15 protein-coding genes are annotated in these 15,905 nt (G+C 62.1%); 11 read left to right on the top strand and 4 right to left on the bottom strand.

Annotation, left to right across the window (positions count from 1 at the left end):
• Positions 1 to 4: 4 nt before the first annotated feature.
• From B2J69_RS15610 to B2J69_RS15595, 4 genes are all read left to right on the top strand, one after another.
• Positions 5 to 958, top strand: a complete 954-nt coding sequence (locus B2J69_RS15610) for a sugar kinase (RefSeq protein ID WP_081140567.1) — start codon at positions 5 to 7, stop codon at positions 956 to 958.
• A gap of 30 nt (positions 959 to 988) precedes the next feature.
• Positions 989 to 2,269 carry an MFS transporter gene (locus tag B2J69_RS15605; RefSeq protein ID WP_081140566.1) on the top strand — a complete coding sequence of 427 codons (1,281 nt, stop codon included), beginning with the start codon at positions 989 to 991 and terminating at the stop codon, positions 2,267 to 2,269.
• 75 nt (positions 2,270 to 2,344) lie between these two features.
• A complete protein-coding gene (gene ghrB / locus B2J69_RS15600; RefSeq protein ID WP_081140565.1) occupies positions 2,345 to 3,316 on the top strand; it encodes a glyoxylate/hydroxypyruvate reductase GhrB in 972 nt (323 codons plus the stop codon).
• 77 nt (positions 3,317 to 3,393) lie between these two features.
• Positions 3,394 to 4,647: a valine--pyruvate transaminase gene (locus B2J69_RS15595; RefSeq protein WP_081140620.1), complete on the top strand. Its 1,254-nt coding sequence runs from the start codon at positions 3,394 to 3,396 to the stop codon at positions 4,645 to 4,647.
• Positions 4,648 to 4,683: 36 nt separating this feature from the next.
• Here the strand turns inward: B2J69_RS15595 and B2J69_RS15590 are convergent, their stop codons facing one another.
• Positions 4,684 to 6,123 carry an aminotransferase-like domain-containing protein gene (locus B2J69_RS15590; RefSeq protein ID WP_081140564.1) on the bottom strand — a complete coding sequence of 480 codons (1,440 nt, stop codon included), beginning with the start codon at positions 6,121 to 6,123 and terminating at the stop codon, positions 4,684 to 4,686.
• A gap of 215 nt (positions 6,124 to 6,338) precedes the next feature.
• On the opposite strand from B2J69_RS15590, the gene B2J69_RS15585 reads away from it, so the two are divergent.
• Genes B2J69_RS15585 through B2J69_RS15560 form a run of 6 tightly spaced genes read left to right on the top strand, consistent with a single transcriptional unit; the run spans position 6,339 to position 12,080 of the window.
• On the top strand, positions 6,339 to 7,805 hold the full coding sequence (locus B2J69_RS15585; protein WP_081140563.1) for a hypothetical protein: 1,467 nt from the start codon (positions 6,339 to 6,341) through the stop codon (positions 7,803 to 7,805).
• 18 nt (positions 7,806 to 7,823) lie between these two features.
• Complete coding sequence (locus tag B2J69_RS15580) at positions 7,824 to 9,101, top strand: ATP-grasp domain-containing protein (RefSeq protein WP_081140562.1); 1,278 nt, start codon at positions 7,824 to 7,826, stop codon at positions 9,099 to 9,101.
• On the top strand, positions 9,089 to 9,796 hold the full coding sequence (locus tag B2J69_RS15575; RefSeq protein ID WP_081140561.1) for a class II glutamine amidotransferase: 708 nt from the start codon (positions 9,089 to 9,091) through the stop codon (positions 9,794 to 9,796). Before B2J69_RS15580 ends, B2J69_RS15575 begins: the two co-directional genes overlap by 13 nt.
• A gap of 5 nt (positions 9,797 to 9,801) precedes the next feature.
• On the top strand, positions 9,802 to 10,602 hold the full coding sequence (locus B2J69_RS15570; RefSeq protein WP_081140560.1) for a 2OG-Fe(II)-dependent halogenase WelO5 family protein: 801 nt from the start codon (positions 9,802 to 9,804) through the stop codon (positions 10,600 to 10,602).
• Positions 10,603 to 10,639: 37 nt separating this feature from the next.
• Positions 10,640 to 11,140, top strand: coding sequence for a YbaK/EbsC family protein (locus B2J69_RS15565; protein ID WP_081140559.1), 501 nt, complete (start codon positions 10,640 to 10,642; stop codon positions 11,138 to 11,140).
• A gap of 16 nt (positions 11,141 to 11,156) precedes the next feature.
• Positions 11,157 to 12,080, top strand: a complete 924-nt coding sequence (locus B2J69_RS15560) for an EamA family transporter (protein ID WP_081140558.1) — start codon at positions 11,157 to 11,159, stop codon at positions 12,078 to 12,080.
• 42 nt (positions 12,081 to 12,122) lie between these two features.
• On the opposite strand, the gene ibpA is transcribed toward B2J69_RS15560, so the two are convergent.
• Positions 12,123 to 12,539 (bottom strand): small heat shock chaperone IbpA, encoded by a 417-nt coding sequence (gene ibpA / locus B2J69_RS15555; RefSeq protein ID WP_081140557.1) that lies wholly within the window; start codon positions 12,537 to 12,539, stop codon positions 12,123 to 12,125.
• A gap of 284 nt (positions 12,540 to 12,823) precedes the next feature.
• Here ibpA and B2J69_RS15550 point away from each other — a divergent pair, with 284 nt between their 5' ends.
• The gene (locus B2J69_RS15550) at positions 12,824 to 13,189 is read left to right on the top strand and encodes a YceK/YidQ family lipoprotein (protein WP_081140619.1); all 366 of its coding nucleotides are present in this window, start codon (positions 12,824 to 12,826) and stop codon (positions 13,187 to 13,189) included.
• Here the strand turns inward: B2J69_RS15550 and B2J69_RS15545 are convergent.
• Both B2J69_RS15545 and B2J69_RS15540 read right to left on the bottom strand, forming a co-directional pair.
• Complete coding sequence (locus tag B2J69_RS15545; RefSeq protein WP_081140556.1) at positions 13,173 to 14,426, bottom strand: DUF3748 domain-containing protein; 1,254 nt, start codon at positions 14,424 to 14,426, stop codon at positions 13,173 to 13,175. The two genes, B2J69_RS15550 and B2J69_RS15545, sit on opposite strands and share 17 nt — an antisense overlap.
• Before the next feature lie 48 nt (positions 14,427 to 14,474).
• The gene (locus tag B2J69_RS15540; protein WP_081140555.1) at positions 14,475 to 15,791 is read right to left on the bottom strand and encodes an MFS transporter; all 1,317 of its coding nucleotides are present in this window, start codon (positions 15,789 to 15,791) and stop codon (positions 14,475 to 14,477) included.
• Positions 15,792 to 15,905: the final 114 nt, after the last annotated feature.

Raw genomic sequence — 15,905 nt, 5'->3', positions numbered from 1 at the left:
GAAGATGACTACTCTGGCTAACGGCACGCTCGACGTCGTCACCATCGGCGAGGCGATGGCGATGTTCGTGGCGCGGGAAACCGGCGATCTCGCCGCCGCGGAAACCTTTATCAAGCGCGCGGCGGGCGCGGAGCTTAACGTCGCCATCGGGCTGGCGCGCCTCGGTCTGAACGTCGGCTGGGTCAGCCGCGTCGGCGACGACAGCTTCGGCCGCTTTATTTGTCAGGTGCTGGAGAGTGAAGGCGTCGATCACCGTCAGGTGACGCAAGATGCGCGCTATCCCACCGGCTTTCAGCTGAAATCCAAAGTCGACGACGGCTCCGATCCGCTGGTGGAGTATTTCCGTAAAGGCTCCGCCGCCAGCCATCTTTCCGTCGACGATTTCAACAGCGACTACTTCGGCGCCGCGCGCCATCTGCACCTGAGCGGCGTCGCGGCCGCGCTCTCCGACAGTTCGCTGGCGCTGCTGAAGCACAGCGCGCAGGAGATGCGCGCGCGTGGCAAAACCATCTCTTTCGATCCCAATTTGCGGCCGGTGCTGTGGCGCAGCGAAGAGCAGATGCGCCAGCAGCTTAACCATCTGGCGGGCTACGCCGACTGGGTGCTACCGGGCGAAAAAGAGGGCTATATCCTGACCGGCTATCGCCAGCCGGAAGCGATCGCCGATTTCTACCTCGATAAAGGGGTGAAAGCGGTGGTGATCAAAACCGGCTGCGACGGCGCCTGGTATAAAACCGCGCAGGGCGAACAGGGTCAGGTCGAGGCGATCCGCGTCGAGAACGTGGTGGACACGGTCGGCGCGGGCGACGGCTTTGCCGTCGGCGTGATCAGCGCGCTGCTGGAAGGTAAAACGCTGCCGCAGGCGATTAAGCGCGGCAACAGAATCGGTTCGCTGGCGATCCAGGTGATCGGCGACAGCGAAGGGCTGCCGACACGCAGCGAGTTAGGCGATTTCTAGCCTGCATCCGCACTATCAGAGGAGAACCGCATGAAAACGCAGACAATCGCGCCGAAACGCTGGTGGTATATCATGCCCATCGTGTTTATCACCTACAGCCTGGCGTATCTGGATCGCGCAAACTTTAGCTTCGCCTCTGCCGCGGGCATCAACGACGACCTCGGCATCACTAAAGGCATGTCCTCGCTGCTGGGCGCGCTCTTTTTTCTCGGCTACTTCTTTTTCCAGATCCCCGGCGCGGTCTACGCCGAACGCCGCAGCGTAAAAAAACTGATTTTCTGGTGCCTGGTGCTGTGGGGCGTCTGCGCCTCGCTGACCGGCGTGGTGAGCAATATCCCGATGCTGGCGGCGATCCGCTTCGCCCTTGGCGTGGTGGAAGCGGCGGTGATGCCGGCGATGCTGATCTACATCAGCAACTGGTTCACCAAATCGGAGCGCTCACGCGCCAATACCTTTTTGATCCTCGGCAACCCGGTGACGGTGCTGTGGATGTCGGTGGTGTCGGGCTATCTGATCGACGCCTTCGGCTGGCGCGAAATGTTTATCTTCGAAGGCATCCCGGCGGTGATCTGGGCCGTCGCCTGGTGGTTTATGGTGCAGGATAAGCCGGAGCAGTCGCGCTGGATGAGCACCGAAGAGAAAGCCGCGCTGGCCGCGCAGCTGAAAAAAGAGCAGGAGAACATCAAGGCGGTGCGCAACTACAGCGAAGCGTTCCGCAACCGCAACGTGATCCTGCTCTGCATGCAATATTTTGCCTGGAGCATCGGCGTGTACGGTTTTGTGCTGTGGCTGCCGTCGATTCTGCGCAACGGCACGCAGATGGGCATGGTGGAAGCGGGCTGGCTGTCGGCGGTGCCTTATCTGGCGGCAACCATCGCGATGATCGTCGTCTCCTGGGCGTCTGACAAAATGCAGAACCGTAAGCTCTTCGTCTGGCCGCTGCTGCTGATTGGCGCGCTGGCGTTCCTCGGCTCCTATCTGGTGGGTTCCGACAACTTCTGGCTCTCCTATGCGCTGCTGGTGATCGCAGGCGGCGCGATGTATGCGCCCTACGGCCCCTTCTTCGCCATCATCCCGGAAATGCTGCCGCGCAACGTTTCCGGCGGCGCGATGGCGCTGATCAACAGCATGGGCGCGCTGGGTTCGTTCGTCGGTTCCTGGATTGTCGGCTATCTTAATGGAGCGACGGGCAGTCCGTCGGCCTCCTATATCTTTATGGGCGCCGCGCTGCTGGTTTCGGTATGGCTGACGTTAATCGTCAAGCCGGCCGAAAACAAAACGCCGCCGCTGCACGGCGCGAAACACGCCTGAAAGCGTAAGCGCTGACCCTCTTCTTCTCCGGGCGACCTGTGTGTCGCCCGTCACACGTTTTACAGGGAGCGAACGATGAAACCATCCGTGATTCTGTATAAAAGCCTGCCGGACGATCTGCGCGCCCGGCTCGACGCCCACTTCAGCGTAACCGAGATCAAAGACCTGTCGCCGGAAAGCCAGCAGCAGCACGCTGACGCGCTGGCACAGGCCGAAGGGCTAATCGGCTCCGGCGGCAAGGTCGACGGCGAGCTGCTGGCGAAGATGCCGAAGCTGCGCGCCTGCTCGACCGTGTCGGTGGGTTACGACAACTTCGACGTCGAGGCGCTCAATCAGCGTCATGTGCTGCTGATGCATACCCCGACGGTGCTGACCGAAACGGTGGCGGATACTATGATGGCGCTGGTGCTGAGCAGCGCGCGCCGCGTGACCGAGCTGGACGCCTGGGTGAAAGCGGGCCAGTGGAACAAGAGCATCGGGCCGGACAAGTTCGGCATCGACGTGCACCACAAAACGCTGGGCATTCTCGGCATGGGCCGCATCGGCATGGCGCTGGCGCAGCGCGCCCATCTGGGCTTCGGCATGAAGGTGCTCTATAACGCGCGCCGCGAGCATGAAGAGGCGCAGTCGCGCTTCGGCGCGCAGCGCTGCGATCTGGAGACGCTGCTGAAAGAGAGCGACTTCGTCTGCATCAGCCTGCCGCTGACCGAGCAGACGCACCATATGATCGGCGCGGCGCAGCTGAAGCTGATGAAGCCGAGCGCCATTCTGATCAACGCCGGGCGCGGTCCGGTGGTCGACGAAGAGGCGCTGATCGCCGCGCTGAAAGCGGGCATCCTTCACGCGGCGGGCCTCGACGTGTTCGAACAGGAGCCGCTGACCGCGTCGCCGCTTTTTTCGCTGCCGAACGTGGTGGCGCTGCCGCATATCGGTTCCGCTACTCATGAGACGCGCTACGGCATGGCGCAGGACGCGGTAGAGAACCTGATCGCCGCGCTAGATGGCAAGGTGGAAAAGAACTGCGTTAACCCCGACATTCTCAAGTAATCCGCCCTTCCCATTGCGCCCGCCGCTGGCGGGCGTTATCGTTGATCCCCCATTCGTCACACGTTTTTAACTTTTATATGTCTTTTTCTCAGTTCGGCGACAAGTTTACCCAGCACACCGGCATCTCACGTCTGATGGAAGATATGGGCGCAGGCCTGCGCACGCCCGGCACCATTATGCTCGGCGGCGGCAATCCGGCGCAGATCCCGGCGATGAATGATTATTTCCAGCAGCTGCTGCAGCAGATGCATGAAGAAGGCAAGCTGAGCGAAGCGCTCTGCAACTATGACGGTCCGCGCGGCAAAGCGACGCTGCTCAACGCGCTGGCGACGCTGCTCAGCAGCGAACTGGGCTGGCCGGTGACGGCAAACAACATCGCCCTGACCAACGGCAGCCAGAGCGCCTTTTTCTACCTGTTTAATCTGTTCGCCGGCCGCCGCGCCGACGGCAGCAAAAAGCGCGTGCTCTTTCCGCTGGCGCCGGAATATCTGGGCTACGCCGACGCCGGACTGGACGAAGGGCTGTTCATTTCCGCCAAGCCCAACATCGAGCTGCTGCCGGAAGGCCAGTTTAAATATCACGTCGATTTCGATCACCTGCCGATGCATGACGATATCGGCCTGATCTGCGTTTCGCGCCCCACCAACCCGACCGGCAACGTGGTGACCGACGACGAGCTGATGCAGCTCGACGCGCTGGCGCAGCAGCATAACGTGCCGCTGCTGATCGACAACGCCTACGGCGTGCCCTTCCCCGGCATTATCTTCAGCGACGCACGCCCGCTGTGGAACCCGAATATTATTCTCTGCATGAGCCTGTCGAAACTCGGTCTGCCCGGCGCGCGCTGCGGCATTATCGTCGCCGACGAGAAGACCATCGGCGCCATCAGCAATATGAACGGCATTATCAGCCTGGCGCCTGGCAGCATCGGTCCCGCCATCGCCGCCGAAATGATCCAGCGCGGCGACCTGCTGCGGCTGTCGGAAGAGGTGATCAAGCCGTTCTATCAGGCGAAAGTCACTGAAACGATTGCGATTCTTCGCCGCTATCTGCCGGAAGATCGCTGCCTGATCCACAAGCCGGAAGGGGCGATTTTTCTCTGGCTGTGGTTCCGCGATCTGCCGATCAGCACCGAAGCGCTCTATCAGCGCCTGAAGGCGCGCGGCGTATTGATGGTGCCGGGCCACTTTTTCTTCCCCGGTCTGGAGCAGGCGTGGCCGCACACCCATCAGTGCATGCGCATGAACTATGTGCCGGACGCTGAGAATATCGAGCGCGCGGTGCAAATTCTGGCGCAAGAGGTGGAAAAGGCGTTTGCCGAGCAGCTGTAAGCCGGTGGCCTGCATGCGCGCCGGCCTGGCCGGCGCTCACTCCTCCAGCAGCGACTCCCGACACCACTGCGCCAGCTGGCGGATCGCCTGCTCGACCTCCTCGTTCCAGCCAAAACCCGCATTAAGCCGAAAACAGCGATCGTAGCGATCGTCAGTGGCGAAGATATGGCCCGGCGCGATGCCGATGCCGGCGTTGCGCGCCTTGAGAAACAGCGCGCGCACGTTGAGCGCCCGCGGCGGCATCTCTACCCACAGCACATAGCCCCCTTCCGGCTCCGAAACCCGTGTGCCCGCCGGGAATTCACGCAGCAGCGACTGCCGCATCTGCCTGATCTGGCTCGCCAGCTCGCGCCGCAGCTTGCGCAGATGGGCGTCATAGCCGCCGCTGCGCAGCAGCTCGGCGATCGCCGCCTGCGACAGCGTCGAGGTGCCCATGGTCGAGGTGTATTTCAGCGAGGCGATTTTGCGCATGTAGTTGACGCTGTGCACCCAGCCGATGCGGATGCCGGGCGCAACGGTTTTTGAAAAGCCGCTGCACAGAATGGCGTTGGGGCTGAAGGCGCGCATCGGAAAGGGGCGCCGCTCGCCGAACGCGGTATCGCCGAAAATGTCATCTTCAACGATCACCACATCATTCTCATCGGCCTGGCGAGCGATATAGGCCTTCTGCTCGTTAGGAATCGATTTGCCGAGCGGATTGTTGACGTTGCTGATGGTGAGAAACGCCTGCACCGCTTTGCGGCGAAACAGCGCGGTGAGCTTTTCCACGTCGACGTAGCCTTCCGGCCCGGCGTCGACCTCAATCACGCGCAGGTTCAGGTTGTGCAGCATCTGCAGCAGCACAAAGTAGCAGGGCGACTCCACCGCCACTACGTCGCCCGGCTGCAGCGTGGCGCGCAGCGACAGCGACACCGCCTCGATGCAGCCGTTGGTGATCAGGATATCGTCGGCGCTGATGTTGCAGCCATACTCCACCGCGCGGCGCGCGATCTCATGCTTGAGCGGCAGATAGCCGGTGCCTTTTACGGTGTTGCCCAGCAGCGCCGGCTTGCTGTATCCCATCTGGCGCATCAGCAGCCCGATCTTTTTCACCGGATAGAGCGCGCTGTCGCCGTTCGCCAGGTCGAGACGCACGCGGCACTCCGATCCGAGGATCGCCAGATGCATTTCGGTCTGTTCATCCAGCGGCGCCACCAGCCGCGGCTGCGCCATCGTCGGCGCCTCTTTCTCCGTCAGGCGCGCCGCCACAAAGAAACCCGACTTCGGTTTCGCCACCGCAAAGCGCTCATCCTCCAGCGTGCGTAACGTTTTCAGCGCGGTCGTCAGGCTAACGCTGTACTGCGTCGCCAGCGTGCGCACCGAGGGCAACCGGCTGTCGGGCAGCAGCGAACCGCTGCGGATAGCCTGCTTGATCTGCTCGGCTATCTGGCGGTAACGGCTGCTTTGACTCTCCTGTTCGTCCGTTTCACCGGGCATCTGTTCCACCCCATATCGTACTGATCTGTGCGTATTCAAGAGAGTACATTCAAAGTACTTTAAGCTGCATCTCTTAATTATTGTTAATCCCGACGCGCGGGCTAACGCACCCGCTGAGACATTCATTGCTGCACCGCTTCATGGCCTGTTTTTCAGGGAATCCGCAGGTTCCACTGCATTTAAACGAATTTAACCGCCAAAGGAAAACGTGAAAAATGAATAATCTTTCCACCATGATGAGAGAAATTGAAGGCTACCTGACGCCGGCAATCATCGATTCCGCTAAACGATGCTCTTATCGTCTGCTTGCTGCGCTGCCCGACGGGGAACGCCTGTCGCGCAACCGCATTCTGCTCGCTTACGGCGGCGGCAAAGACAGCAGCTATATGGTGGCGTACGTGCGTTACATTCAGGGGGTGATCTGGCAGCAGCGCGGCGACACCTTTCGCCTGCGCGTCAGCACCAACCGCCACGCCGCGATGAATGACAGCGTGATGGAGAATATCGACCGCGTTTATCGCGCGCTGGGGATGCACCACGACGCCCTGGTGGAGTGTCTGATCGTCGACGGTCAGCAGATCCGCCCTTTCGAACGTCATCTTCCTCTGCCTGAATCGGTACGCCAGCAAAATCGCGACGACGTGCTGATGAATGGCCACCGCTTCCGCGCCGACGCGCGCTCCACCTTCTGCAACGCCTGCAATCTCAGCATGGTGAACTCGTTCGGCCTCGCCGCCCACTATGACGGCGGCGTGGATCTTATCGTGACCGGTGACTCGCCGCAGGAGCAGACCGCCTATGTCGCCTGGGCGCGCCACCTTTCGCGCCTGTTCGACGCGCCGACAGCGAAGAAAGATCAGGGCTTCCGCGGCTTTTTGCAGACACTTGACGGCGTGGCCGAACGCTATTCAGCCGCTATCCACGGCGCGGAGGGCGTAACGCCCGCGCGCCGCATCATGCATCAGCTGACGCGCGATCCGCTGTTCTTCAATATCTATCAGGACACCGCATATGAAGCCGGCGCGCACTGGGCGCTGCTTAATGACTTTATGCGCTTCCGCTTTGACGCGCTGATGTTCAGCTTTTCCGAATCAGACTGCGGCAACCCGACGCTGATGGCGCATATTCGCGGCCTGCGTGCGGAAACGCTGCTGCAGCGCAGCTACGCCGAAGGCATTCGCGAATATGTGCGCTTCGCGCTGGGGCTGATGGCGCAGAAAGACTTTCCGCCGCCGCTGATCGCCGAGATGGCGGCGCGCTATCAGGACGACGCCGCGATTGAGCAGCAGCGCCAGCGTGCGGCGCGCTTCGCCGAAGAGACCTTCGGCCTCGACGAGAACCAGCTGATCTGCATGATCTATTCCCCCTTTATCGCCCAGGGCAGCCAGCTGAACAGCTGGCTAACGCAGCAGCGCATCGCGCTGGACGCGTCGGCGATCCGCCAGCTGCTGGACGGCGAGCGCGACGACGCGGCGCTGGCGCAGCAGCTTAGCCAGCTTTCCGGGCTGGATCTCGCCCAGTTGCGTCACTGCTGGCGCAGCAGCCAGGTGAGTTCCCTGCTGGAGGGCAAAAGCGCCGATCCGCTGTCGCGCGTGCTGCGCTTCGATCCGCACAAAGCGGTGATTCAGGTTAATAACGGCGTCCTGCAGGATACCGTCACCGAAGTGATCTCCGGGCGCTGATCCCGGTAAGGCGGAGCGATGAGAAAGATTTTCCTGCAAATAGGCGCCACGCGCGACGGCCAGAACCCCTACTGTGAGGTGGCGAAGCGCGACGGCTATTTTACCGTGCTGGCGGAGATGAGCGATTTTGTCGACTACCAGACGCTGAGCCTGACGCTGCCGTTTGATCTGATTATTCGCCTCGACCGGCCGGAAAATCCCTGGGAGGTGCTGCAGGCGTACCTGCACGCCGGCCTGCTGGAGCACCCGCGCGTGGTGCTGGCCGGTTTTGAAGCCTACAACGCCAGCGCCGGTCGGGTGCGCGAAATCCTGGCGGGGCCGGATGCGCCGCGCACCTTTATTCCGCTGGATAAGTATGCCCAGCGGATGGCGCTGAAAAAGGCCTGGCCGCGCTTTCCGCAGCCGGAGTTTCGCTTCTTCGCCTCGCCGCTCAGCATTCTCGATGCGCGCGAGGCGCTGCTCTATCCCTGCGTGATTAAGCCGGTGGACGGCGGCGGCGGGCTCGGCATCTGGCTGGTTGAGTCGCCGGCGCAGCTTGGCGTCGTGGTGCGCAGGCTGGACGAGACCATGAACTACGGTGGCCGCGGCTTTAGCGGCTTTATCGTCGAAAGCTGGCTGGAGGGCGACGAGTATTCGCTGCAGGGCGTGGTGCACGACGGCCGTCCTTACGCCCTGACCTGCTGCCAGAAAGTCATCGAGCAGCAGCGTGACGCGCAGGGCGGCGTCAGCTTTTATGAATCGGGCCATGTCGCGGTTGCGGCCGAGGCGTTGCCGTCCGCCTTCGCCAGCCTGATGACATTCTGCTGCGAAACCTTCGGCTACCGGCTCGGCGCCTTTCATATTGATTTCATCGTGGTGGATGGCGTGCCGCATTTTCTGGAGATGGGCTTTCGTCTTTCCGGGATGGGCGTGGTGAATCTGGTGCAGGAGACGACCGGCATTAACTGGGCGGAGATCGCCTTTCTGCTGGAAGCGGGCGGCGCGATGCCCGCGCTGCGCTTCTCCGCGCCGCCGCACGCCGTCGGCCAGCTGCGTCTGCGCCAGCCCGCGCAGCTGCGTCAGGCGGAGAACTGGATCGCTGAGCATCATCAGGGCGCACTGCTGCCGCCGCTGGCGCTGCCCGGCCTGCAGGTTTCGCGCCGCTCGTCGCTCTATGCGGATTTGACGCGCCATGCCGGCATCCTCGGCGTGTTGCGCCTCACGGCGGCCGGCCGCGACGATATTCTGGCGGTGTTTAACAGCATGGTGCGTAACGCCGCCGCTGTTTCAGGAGGAAATTTATTATGTGCAGAATGATTCTGGCGCAGGGCGACTTTGACGCGGCGCAGGTGCTGGACGCGGCGCGCGCCATGAGCTGCGGAGAAACCGCCTGCCACGACGGCCCGATTAAAGAGCATCCCAACGGCTGGGGCTGTTTATGGCTGGAAGATGGCGAGATCAAGACGCTGCGCGGCAGCGGCCGCTTCGCCGACGCGCTGCCCGCTATCGATGTCGATCGCATTAAGGGACGCTTTCTGGCGGTGCACGTGCGCCACGCCACGCTGAGCAAAAATCAGGGGCTGGAATTTTCCCATCCGCTGCTGCGCGACAGCGCAGGCACGCGCTGGTACATGATGCACAACGGCTTTATGCCGACGGTCTACGCGCGTCTCGGCATGGCGGCCTCCCGCTTCGATTCGGCGGAGTATCTGGAATATCTGGTGGATCGCATTACGCCCGCCGACTTCACGCGCGACTATCTGCGCGACAGGCTGGCGCAGGTAGAGCCGGGCGGCAGCGCGGGCAACGCGATTTTCGTCACCCGGGATCGCGCCTGGGCCTGGCAGTGGCATCCGCAGGACACCCCTTATCCGCACTATTTTACGCTGCACGCTTTGCAGCAGGACCGCTGCACCTTTATCTCGTCTGAACCTGTTCCAACCCTGGGCGACGCCGCCAGCTGGCGGCGTATGGCTAACCATGAACTACGGGAAATTCCTTTGGGGGAGTAATCATCATGGCCATTTTCAATCAGATACGCGTGATCAATCCCAGCATGTTTGTCGAGACGACCTGGCTGGACGATATCGTCACGGCGCGCGTGCCGCTGCTGGTGCTGCGCAACTTCCTCACCGACGAGGATCGTCAGGAGGTGGTGGCGGATTTACAGCGCTGCCGCGAGAAGATCCGCGTGTCGCACTATCCCAACGGCGCGCTGACCACGCTGGGCCCTTACCTGGCGAAACACACGGCGGCGCCGGAAAACTATTTCACCGAATGGCGCGATATCGAACCGGCGCTGCCGCCGTCGCTCGCCGCGCTGCGCCTGCAGATCTACGAGTGGGTGCGTCATGCCCTCAAGCTGGAGAGCCTGCAAACCGCCTGTGAGCCGGCGCTGGGCAGCTACGCCGGATCGATTGTGCGTTTCCACGCTGATGGCGTCGCCAATCCGCTGCATAACGACAATATCGTGCGCGACGCCGCCGGCAGCGGCCTCGCAGTCACGCAGATCCTGCATCAGCTGAGCTGCGTGGTCTGTCTGCAAGAGTGCAACGCGGGCGGCGGGCTGCGCATCTTCAATAAAAAGTGGCAGCCAGAGGATGAAGCGTTCAAAACGCCGGGCGAGCTGGGCTATCAGAGCGGCGTGACGGCGCAGAGCGAAACCTGCGAATTCACGCCGCGCAGCGGCGATATCTACTTGTTTAATCCCGCCTTTTATCACGAGATCGACCGGGTTGAAGGCGATACCCGCATTACCATGGGCTTCTTTTTCGGCCTGACCGACAAAAAAATGAAACGCGCAATCGCGTGGAGCTGACGCCTGAGGCGCAGCCTGGCAAGACGAGGAGAACAGGATGACGACGTTTGCAAACATTACCGCGCTGCTGGATCGGCAGCAGGCGGATTATCGCGTGGTCGAGCATGAGGCCATCGGCCAGACCGACGCCATTAGCGCGCTGCGCGGCAATGCGCTGAGCCAGGCGGCGAAGGCGATGGTGCTGGAAGTGGCGATGCCGGACGGCGGCGGCTCGCGCTTTCTGCTGGCGATCGTGCCGGGCGACTGCAAAATCAACTTCAAAAGCGCGGCGCGCGCCATCGGCGGCAAGAAGTCGAGCTTCGCCGCGCCTGAGATGGCGCAGTCGCTGACGCAGTGCGTGATGGGCGCGGTGCCGCCATTTAGTTTTGATGACCGGCTGGCGCTGCGCGTCGATGCGCGCCTGCGCGACGTCGGCACGCTGTGGTTCAACGCCGGCGCGCTGGAAAAATCGATCGCCCTGAACGCCGACGACTACCGCCGTATCATCGGCGACGCCAGCTATGCTGATATCGCCACGCCGATGACGGTCAGCGCCTGACGGCAGAGGAAAGCGTATGTCAGTTAAAGATATGTTGCTGGCGCTCTGCGTCGTGGTCGCCTGGGGGGTCAATTTCGTGGTGATCAAGCTGGGCTTGCAGGGCATGCCGCCCTTTTTGCTGGCGGGCCTGCGTTTTTCCCTGGTGGCGTTTCCGGCGATCTTTTTCGTGCGCCGTCCCGCTATTCCGCTGCGCTGGCTGGTGGTGTACGGCATGACCATCAGCTTTGGCCAGTTCGCCTTTCTGTTCCTGGCCATCAAGCTCGGCATGCCGGCCGGGCTGGCGTCACTGGTGCTGCAGGCGCAAGCCTTTTTCACCCTGCTGCTCGGCGCGCTGCTGCTGGCGGAAAAATTACGCTGGAACCATATTGCCGGCGTGCTGATCGCCACGCTCGGGATGTTTATGCTGGCGACGGCGGGCATGGAGGGGCAGTCGGCGGCGGGCATTACCCTGACCACCATGATGCTGACGCTGGCAGCGGCGCTGTCGTGGGGGCTGGGCAATATCACCAACAAGATTATCCTGCGCAACCGCAAGGTGCCGGTGATGTCGCTGGTGGTGTGGAGCGCGCTGGTGCCGGTGCTGCCTTTTTTCGCCTGCTCATGGCTGTTCGAAGGCGAGCGCGCCATCCTGTTCAGCCTGACGCATATTTCGCTGCAAACCGTGCTGGCGCTGATCTATCTCGCGTTTATCGCCACCATCGTCGGCTACGCCATCTGGGGCAACCTGTTGAGCCGCTATGAAACCTGGCGCGTGGCGCCGCTGTCGCTGCTGGTGCCGGTGATCGGCATTTTAAGCGCCGCGCTGGTGCTGGGCGAGCGGCTGTCGGCGCAGCAGATGCTGGGCGCGACGGTGATTATTTTCGGCCTGCTGGTCAACGTGTTCGGCGGCCTGGTGAGCCAGCGCCTGGCGATGCGCTCCCACCCCCGATCGCAGCCATAAAAAAACGCCGCATCAGCGGCGTTTTCTTTTCGTTGATTCTGATTAGTTCAGAATTTCAATCCGGCGCGGTTTCGCCTCTTCGGGGACGATGCGTTCCAGATCGATGCTCAACAGGCCATTTTCCAGCCGGGCGTCACGCACCACGATATGGTCGGCCAGCTGGAATTTGCGCTCGAAGTTGCGTTCGGCGATACCCTGATACAGGTATTTGCGCTCGACCTGCTCTTCAGGATGCGCGCCGCGCACGATCAGCACGTTGTCGTGAGCGGTGATGTCCAGCTCGTTCTGAGCAAAGCCCGCCACCGCAATGGTAATGCGATAGTGATTTTCGCTGACCAGCTCAACGTTGTACGGAGGATAACCACCATTGCTCTGGTTCTGATTCGATTCCAGCAGGTTAAACAAACGATCGAAACCGATGGCAGAGCGATAAAGTGGAGCAAGATCAAAATTACGCATGGAATGACTCCTGATATTCAGCAAGTTTTGGCAACCTTCCACAATGGACAGGTCGCGCGGCGCCCCGATGCCCCTGTCGGCGACAGCGAGTGCGTCCGTAGTGATAAAATGGGTATGCCCCTTTTGCTTTCAAGAGGCGAAACGCAATTTTTTTCGCCACTCTGCTGAAATGGCATACACTCAGGGGACCTTTCGTCTGGCATAACGCACCTTGCCGCAGAGCAGGGAGATAACGGACGAGCCAACTCAGCGCGGCGACCGCCGTAGCTGAAGGGATGATGAAGATGAAATTACTGAAGACTTTTCCTCTGGCGAGCGCGCTGGCCTGCTGCACCTTTATGAGTTCAGGCTGCTCCAGCGTGATGTCACATACTGGTCCGAATCAGGGCTACTACCCCGGCACGCGCGCCAGCGCCGAGGTGCTGGTCGACGATCACAGCAGCTGGGCGCTTAAGCCGCTGGCGCTGATCGACCTGCCTTTTTCCGCCGTGCTGGATACGCTGCTGCTGCCGTGGGACTATGCGCGCAGCGATGACGACCGCTCGATCGATTCCCCGCGTGAGCGCATTCTTCAGAGCGAGAAGCAAAACCACACGCAGGAGAATCTGGCGCAGGCAGCGCCCTATCCGACGGCTACGCCGGCACAGTAAAGAGCTGGCGCCAGCCGTCGACCTCGCGCATAAAGGCGATCTGACGGCCGTCCGGCGACCAGACCACCGCGTCGCCGCTCGGCGGCTGCTCGCCGCGTTCGGTTAACGGCTGGCACGCGCCGCTGCTGATATCGCAGCACATGACCCGATCGTCGCTGATAAAGGCGATCGCCGCGCCCTGCGGATGCCAGCTAAACGCCGACTGAACCCCCTGCGCCAGCTGCGTCACCTGACGCGGCGCGCCGCCGTTGGGCGAGACTGTCCAGAGCTGGATCACTCCTTGCGCATCCGCCATCAGAAACGCAATGGCGCTGCCGTCCGGCGCGCTGCGCAGCCAGTGGCGTGGCTGCTGAGCCAGCCCACGCGTGGTAAACGTCAGGCGACGCTGCTGCACGCCCGCCGGCGGCGCAGGCAGGCCGTTTTCACTGCCCTCCAGCGGATCGTCGCCCGGACGGGCGTAATCCTCCAGCGCCTCCGGCAGGTCGACGATAAAGACTTCCGGCTGTTTCTCGCCGGCGGCGGAGAGCGTGTCACCGATAAAGGCGATGGCCCAGCGCTGCCAGCTGCCGTCCTCTTTCTGGTAGCCGCGCGTGCCGATCCAGCCCTCTTCGTAAGCGCGATTAATCTCGTCGCTGCCCGGTTGCGGCGTCGCGGTGGTACGGCTGATCAGCACACAAAAGTGGCTGCCGTCATATTCACGCGGATGCTGTTTGACCGGCGCGACCGCGCGCAGCGGCACCGCAACGCCGACGTTGCGCAGATCCTCCGTCACGTCTTTCTCATGCATCACATGGTCGTTGTAGGTGAAGCTGACGCGTGAGCCGTCCGGGCTGAAGAGATGCACATGCGAGCCGCCGCGCAGCGCGCCGGGGGTAAAAGGCGGCGTGATATCGCAGGCGTCGAGGTTTTGCGCGCGGCCGTTCTGGACGATAACGCCGCGTCGATGATGGAAGTCGTAGTGCCAGTCGGCGTCTGGCTGTTCTGGACCGTGAATGCAGAGATAACGCGGCGGCAGATCGGGGCTAACGGTGACCACGCCAACGTGCGCGCCGTCGGTGGCGCGATAGAGCACCTCGACCTCGCCGCTCTCAACGTTGACCCGCTCAATGGTGTCGCTGGTAAAAGAGGCGCCCGACGGGCGGACATCGAAAGCGAGCCACTGGCTGTCGGCGGTCCAGACGTTGCTGTTGGTCAGCTGATGATGTCGCGGGCTGAAGGTGATCTGTTTTTCGCGCATAGGGCAACCTGACAAAAAAATGTTGCCCCACACGCTACGCCAAAAGCGCTAAAGATGCAGCTCTGATTTAGGCTTCGCCGCGGATGCTCCTTCAATCGCCCGCCTGCGCCCGACCATCAGCCCCAGCACGCCGCCGAGGATAAGCGCGCCCGCCACAATCAGCAGGCCGTCGTTATAGCTGTTGGTCGCATCTTTAATGCGTCCCATCACCGGCGGAAACGCCAGCCCGGCGATATTAGCCACCGCATTGATCAGCGCCACCGACGCCGCGCCCGCCACGCCAGAAACCGTTTCGGTGGTGACCGCCCAGAAAACCGGCGTAATCGCCCAGTTAAGGCCCACCATCAGCACCAGCAGCAGGTAGGCCATCCACTGCTGCGGCACCGCCAGCGCCGCCAGCAGCAGCAGACCCGACGCCATTAGCGGCAGGCCGAGATGGCGCGCCCGTTCGCCGGTGCGATCGGAATGGCGACCGTTAAGGTACATAAAGATGCAGGCGAACAGGAAAGGCACCGCCGACAGCAGGCTGACCGTCAGGTTGCTGCGATCCGCCGCCACCGCCTTGACGATCAGCGGCAGGAACAGGGTAATGCCGATGGTGCCGAACGCCTGCAGCAGCCACAGCAAACTGAGCGTCCAGACGCGCCGGCTTGTGAGCGCCACGCGCCAGTTATGATCGCGTATCGCCGCATGCTGCTCGTCGCGCGCCAGCGTCTGCTGCAAATAGTCGCGCTGTTCCGCCGTCAGCCAGCGCGCGCGGGCTGGCGCATCGTCCAGATAGAACCAGGTGACGATGCCCAATACAAAGGCCGGAATGCCCTCCAGCAGAAACAGCCAGCGCCAGCCTTCGACCCCCAGCATGCCGTGCAGGTTAAGCAGGCTGCCGGAGAGCGGCAGGCCGATCACCGACGCCAGCGCCGCGCCGATATAGAACAACGACATCGCGCGGGCGCGATCGCTGCGCGGATACCAGCAGCTAAGGTAGAAAATGATGCCGGGCGTAAAGCCCGCTTCCGCCGCGCCGAGCAAAAAGCGCATCACGTAGAGCTGCGTCGGCGTCTGCACCAGGCTCATGCCGGCGGCGATAATGCCCCAGCTCACCATGATGCGGGCGATCCAGCGGCGCGCGCCGACGCGCGTCAGCAGCACGTTGCTCGGCACCTCGAAGATAATGTAGGTGACATAGAAAATACCGGCGGCGATGCCGTACATCTCGGCTGTCATCGCCAAATCGGCGTTCATTTGCAGCGCGGCGACCGAGATATTGGCGCGGTCGATATAGGCGATAAGGTAGAGCACCATGATAAAAGGCATGATGCGCAGGTTCATTTTTTTAATGGTGCTGAGGTGAAGAGGGTGATTCATGGTGTGATCCTCAGAGCATGGCGTCAGCGCGACGCATTCAGCGTATCGAGGCTGTGCGATGCGCCTCGATAACCGGTTGCCCTCAGCGAACAAGGCGTGTCGCCGATTGTAGTA

The sequence above is a fragment of the Pantoea latae genome (genome assembly GCF_002077695.1).
GTDB classification, from domain to species: domain Bacteria; phylum Pseudomonadota; class Gammaproteobacteria; order Enterobacterales; family Enterobacteriaceae; genus Pantoea; species Pantoea latae.
The sequence above is the reverse complement of the archived record's forward strand: the minus strand, read 5'-3'. Positions and strand labels throughout refer to the sequence as shown.

Bases quoted from the DNA above. Each gene is read 5' to 3' on its own strand.
- B2J69_RS15610 (WP_081140567.1), top strand. From the start codon at position 5: ATGACTACTCTGGCTAACGGCACGCTCGACGTCGTCACCATCGGCGAG.
- B2J69_RS15605 (WP_081140566.1), top strand. From the start codon at position 989: ATGAAAACGCAGACAATCGCGCCGAAACGCTGGTGGTATATCATGCCC.
- ghrB (WP_081140565.1), top strand. From the start codon at position 2,345: ATGAAACCATCCGTGATTCTGTATAAAAGCCTGCCGGACGATCTGCGC.
- B2J69_RS15595 (WP_081140620.1), top strand. From the start codon at position 3,394: ATGTCTTTTTCTCAGTTCGGCGACAAGTTTACCCAGCACACCGGCATC.
- B2J69_RS15590 (WP_081140564.1), bottom strand. From the start codon at position 6,123: ATGCCCGGTGAAACGGACGAACAGGAGAGTCAAAGCAGCCGTTACCGC.
- B2J69_RS15585 (WP_081140563.1), top strand. From the start codon at position 6,339: ATGAATAATCTTTCCACCATGATGAGAGAAATTGAAGGCTACCTGACG.
- B2J69_RS15580 (WP_081140562.1), top strand. From the start codon at position 7,824: ATGAGAAAGATTTTCCTGCAAATAGGCGCCACGCGCGACGGCCAGAAC.
- B2J69_RS15575 (WP_081140561.1), top strand. From the start codon at position 9,089: ATGTGCAGAATGATTCTGGCGCAGGGCGACTTTGACGCGGCGCAGGTG.
- B2J69_RS15570 (WP_081140560.1), top strand. From the start codon at position 9,802: ATGGCCATTTTCAATCAGATACGCGTGATCAATCCCAGCATGTTTGTC.
- B2J69_RS15565 (WP_081140559.1), top strand. From the start codon at position 10,640: ATGACGACGTTTGCAAACATTACCGCGCTGCTGGATCGGCAGCAGGCG.
- B2J69_RS15560 (WP_081140558.1), top strand. From the start codon at position 11,157: ATGTCAGTTAAAGATATGTTGCTGGCGCTCTGCGTCGTGGTCGCCTGG.
- ibpA (WP_081140557.1), bottom strand. From the start codon at position 12,539: ATGCGTAATTTTGATCTTGCTCCACTTTATCGCTCTGCCATCGGTTTC.
- B2J69_RS15550 (WP_081140619.1), top strand. From the start codon at position 12,824: ATGAAATTACTGAAGACTTTTCCTCTGGCGAGCGCGCTGGCCTGCTGC.
- B2J69_RS15545 (WP_081140556.1), bottom strand. From the start codon at position 14,426: ATGCGCGAAAAACAGATCACCTTCAGCCCGCGACATCATCAGCTGACC.
- B2J69_RS15540 (WP_081140555.1), bottom strand. From the start codon at position 15,791: ATGAATCACCCTCTTCACCTCAGCACCATTAAAAAAATGAACCTGCGC.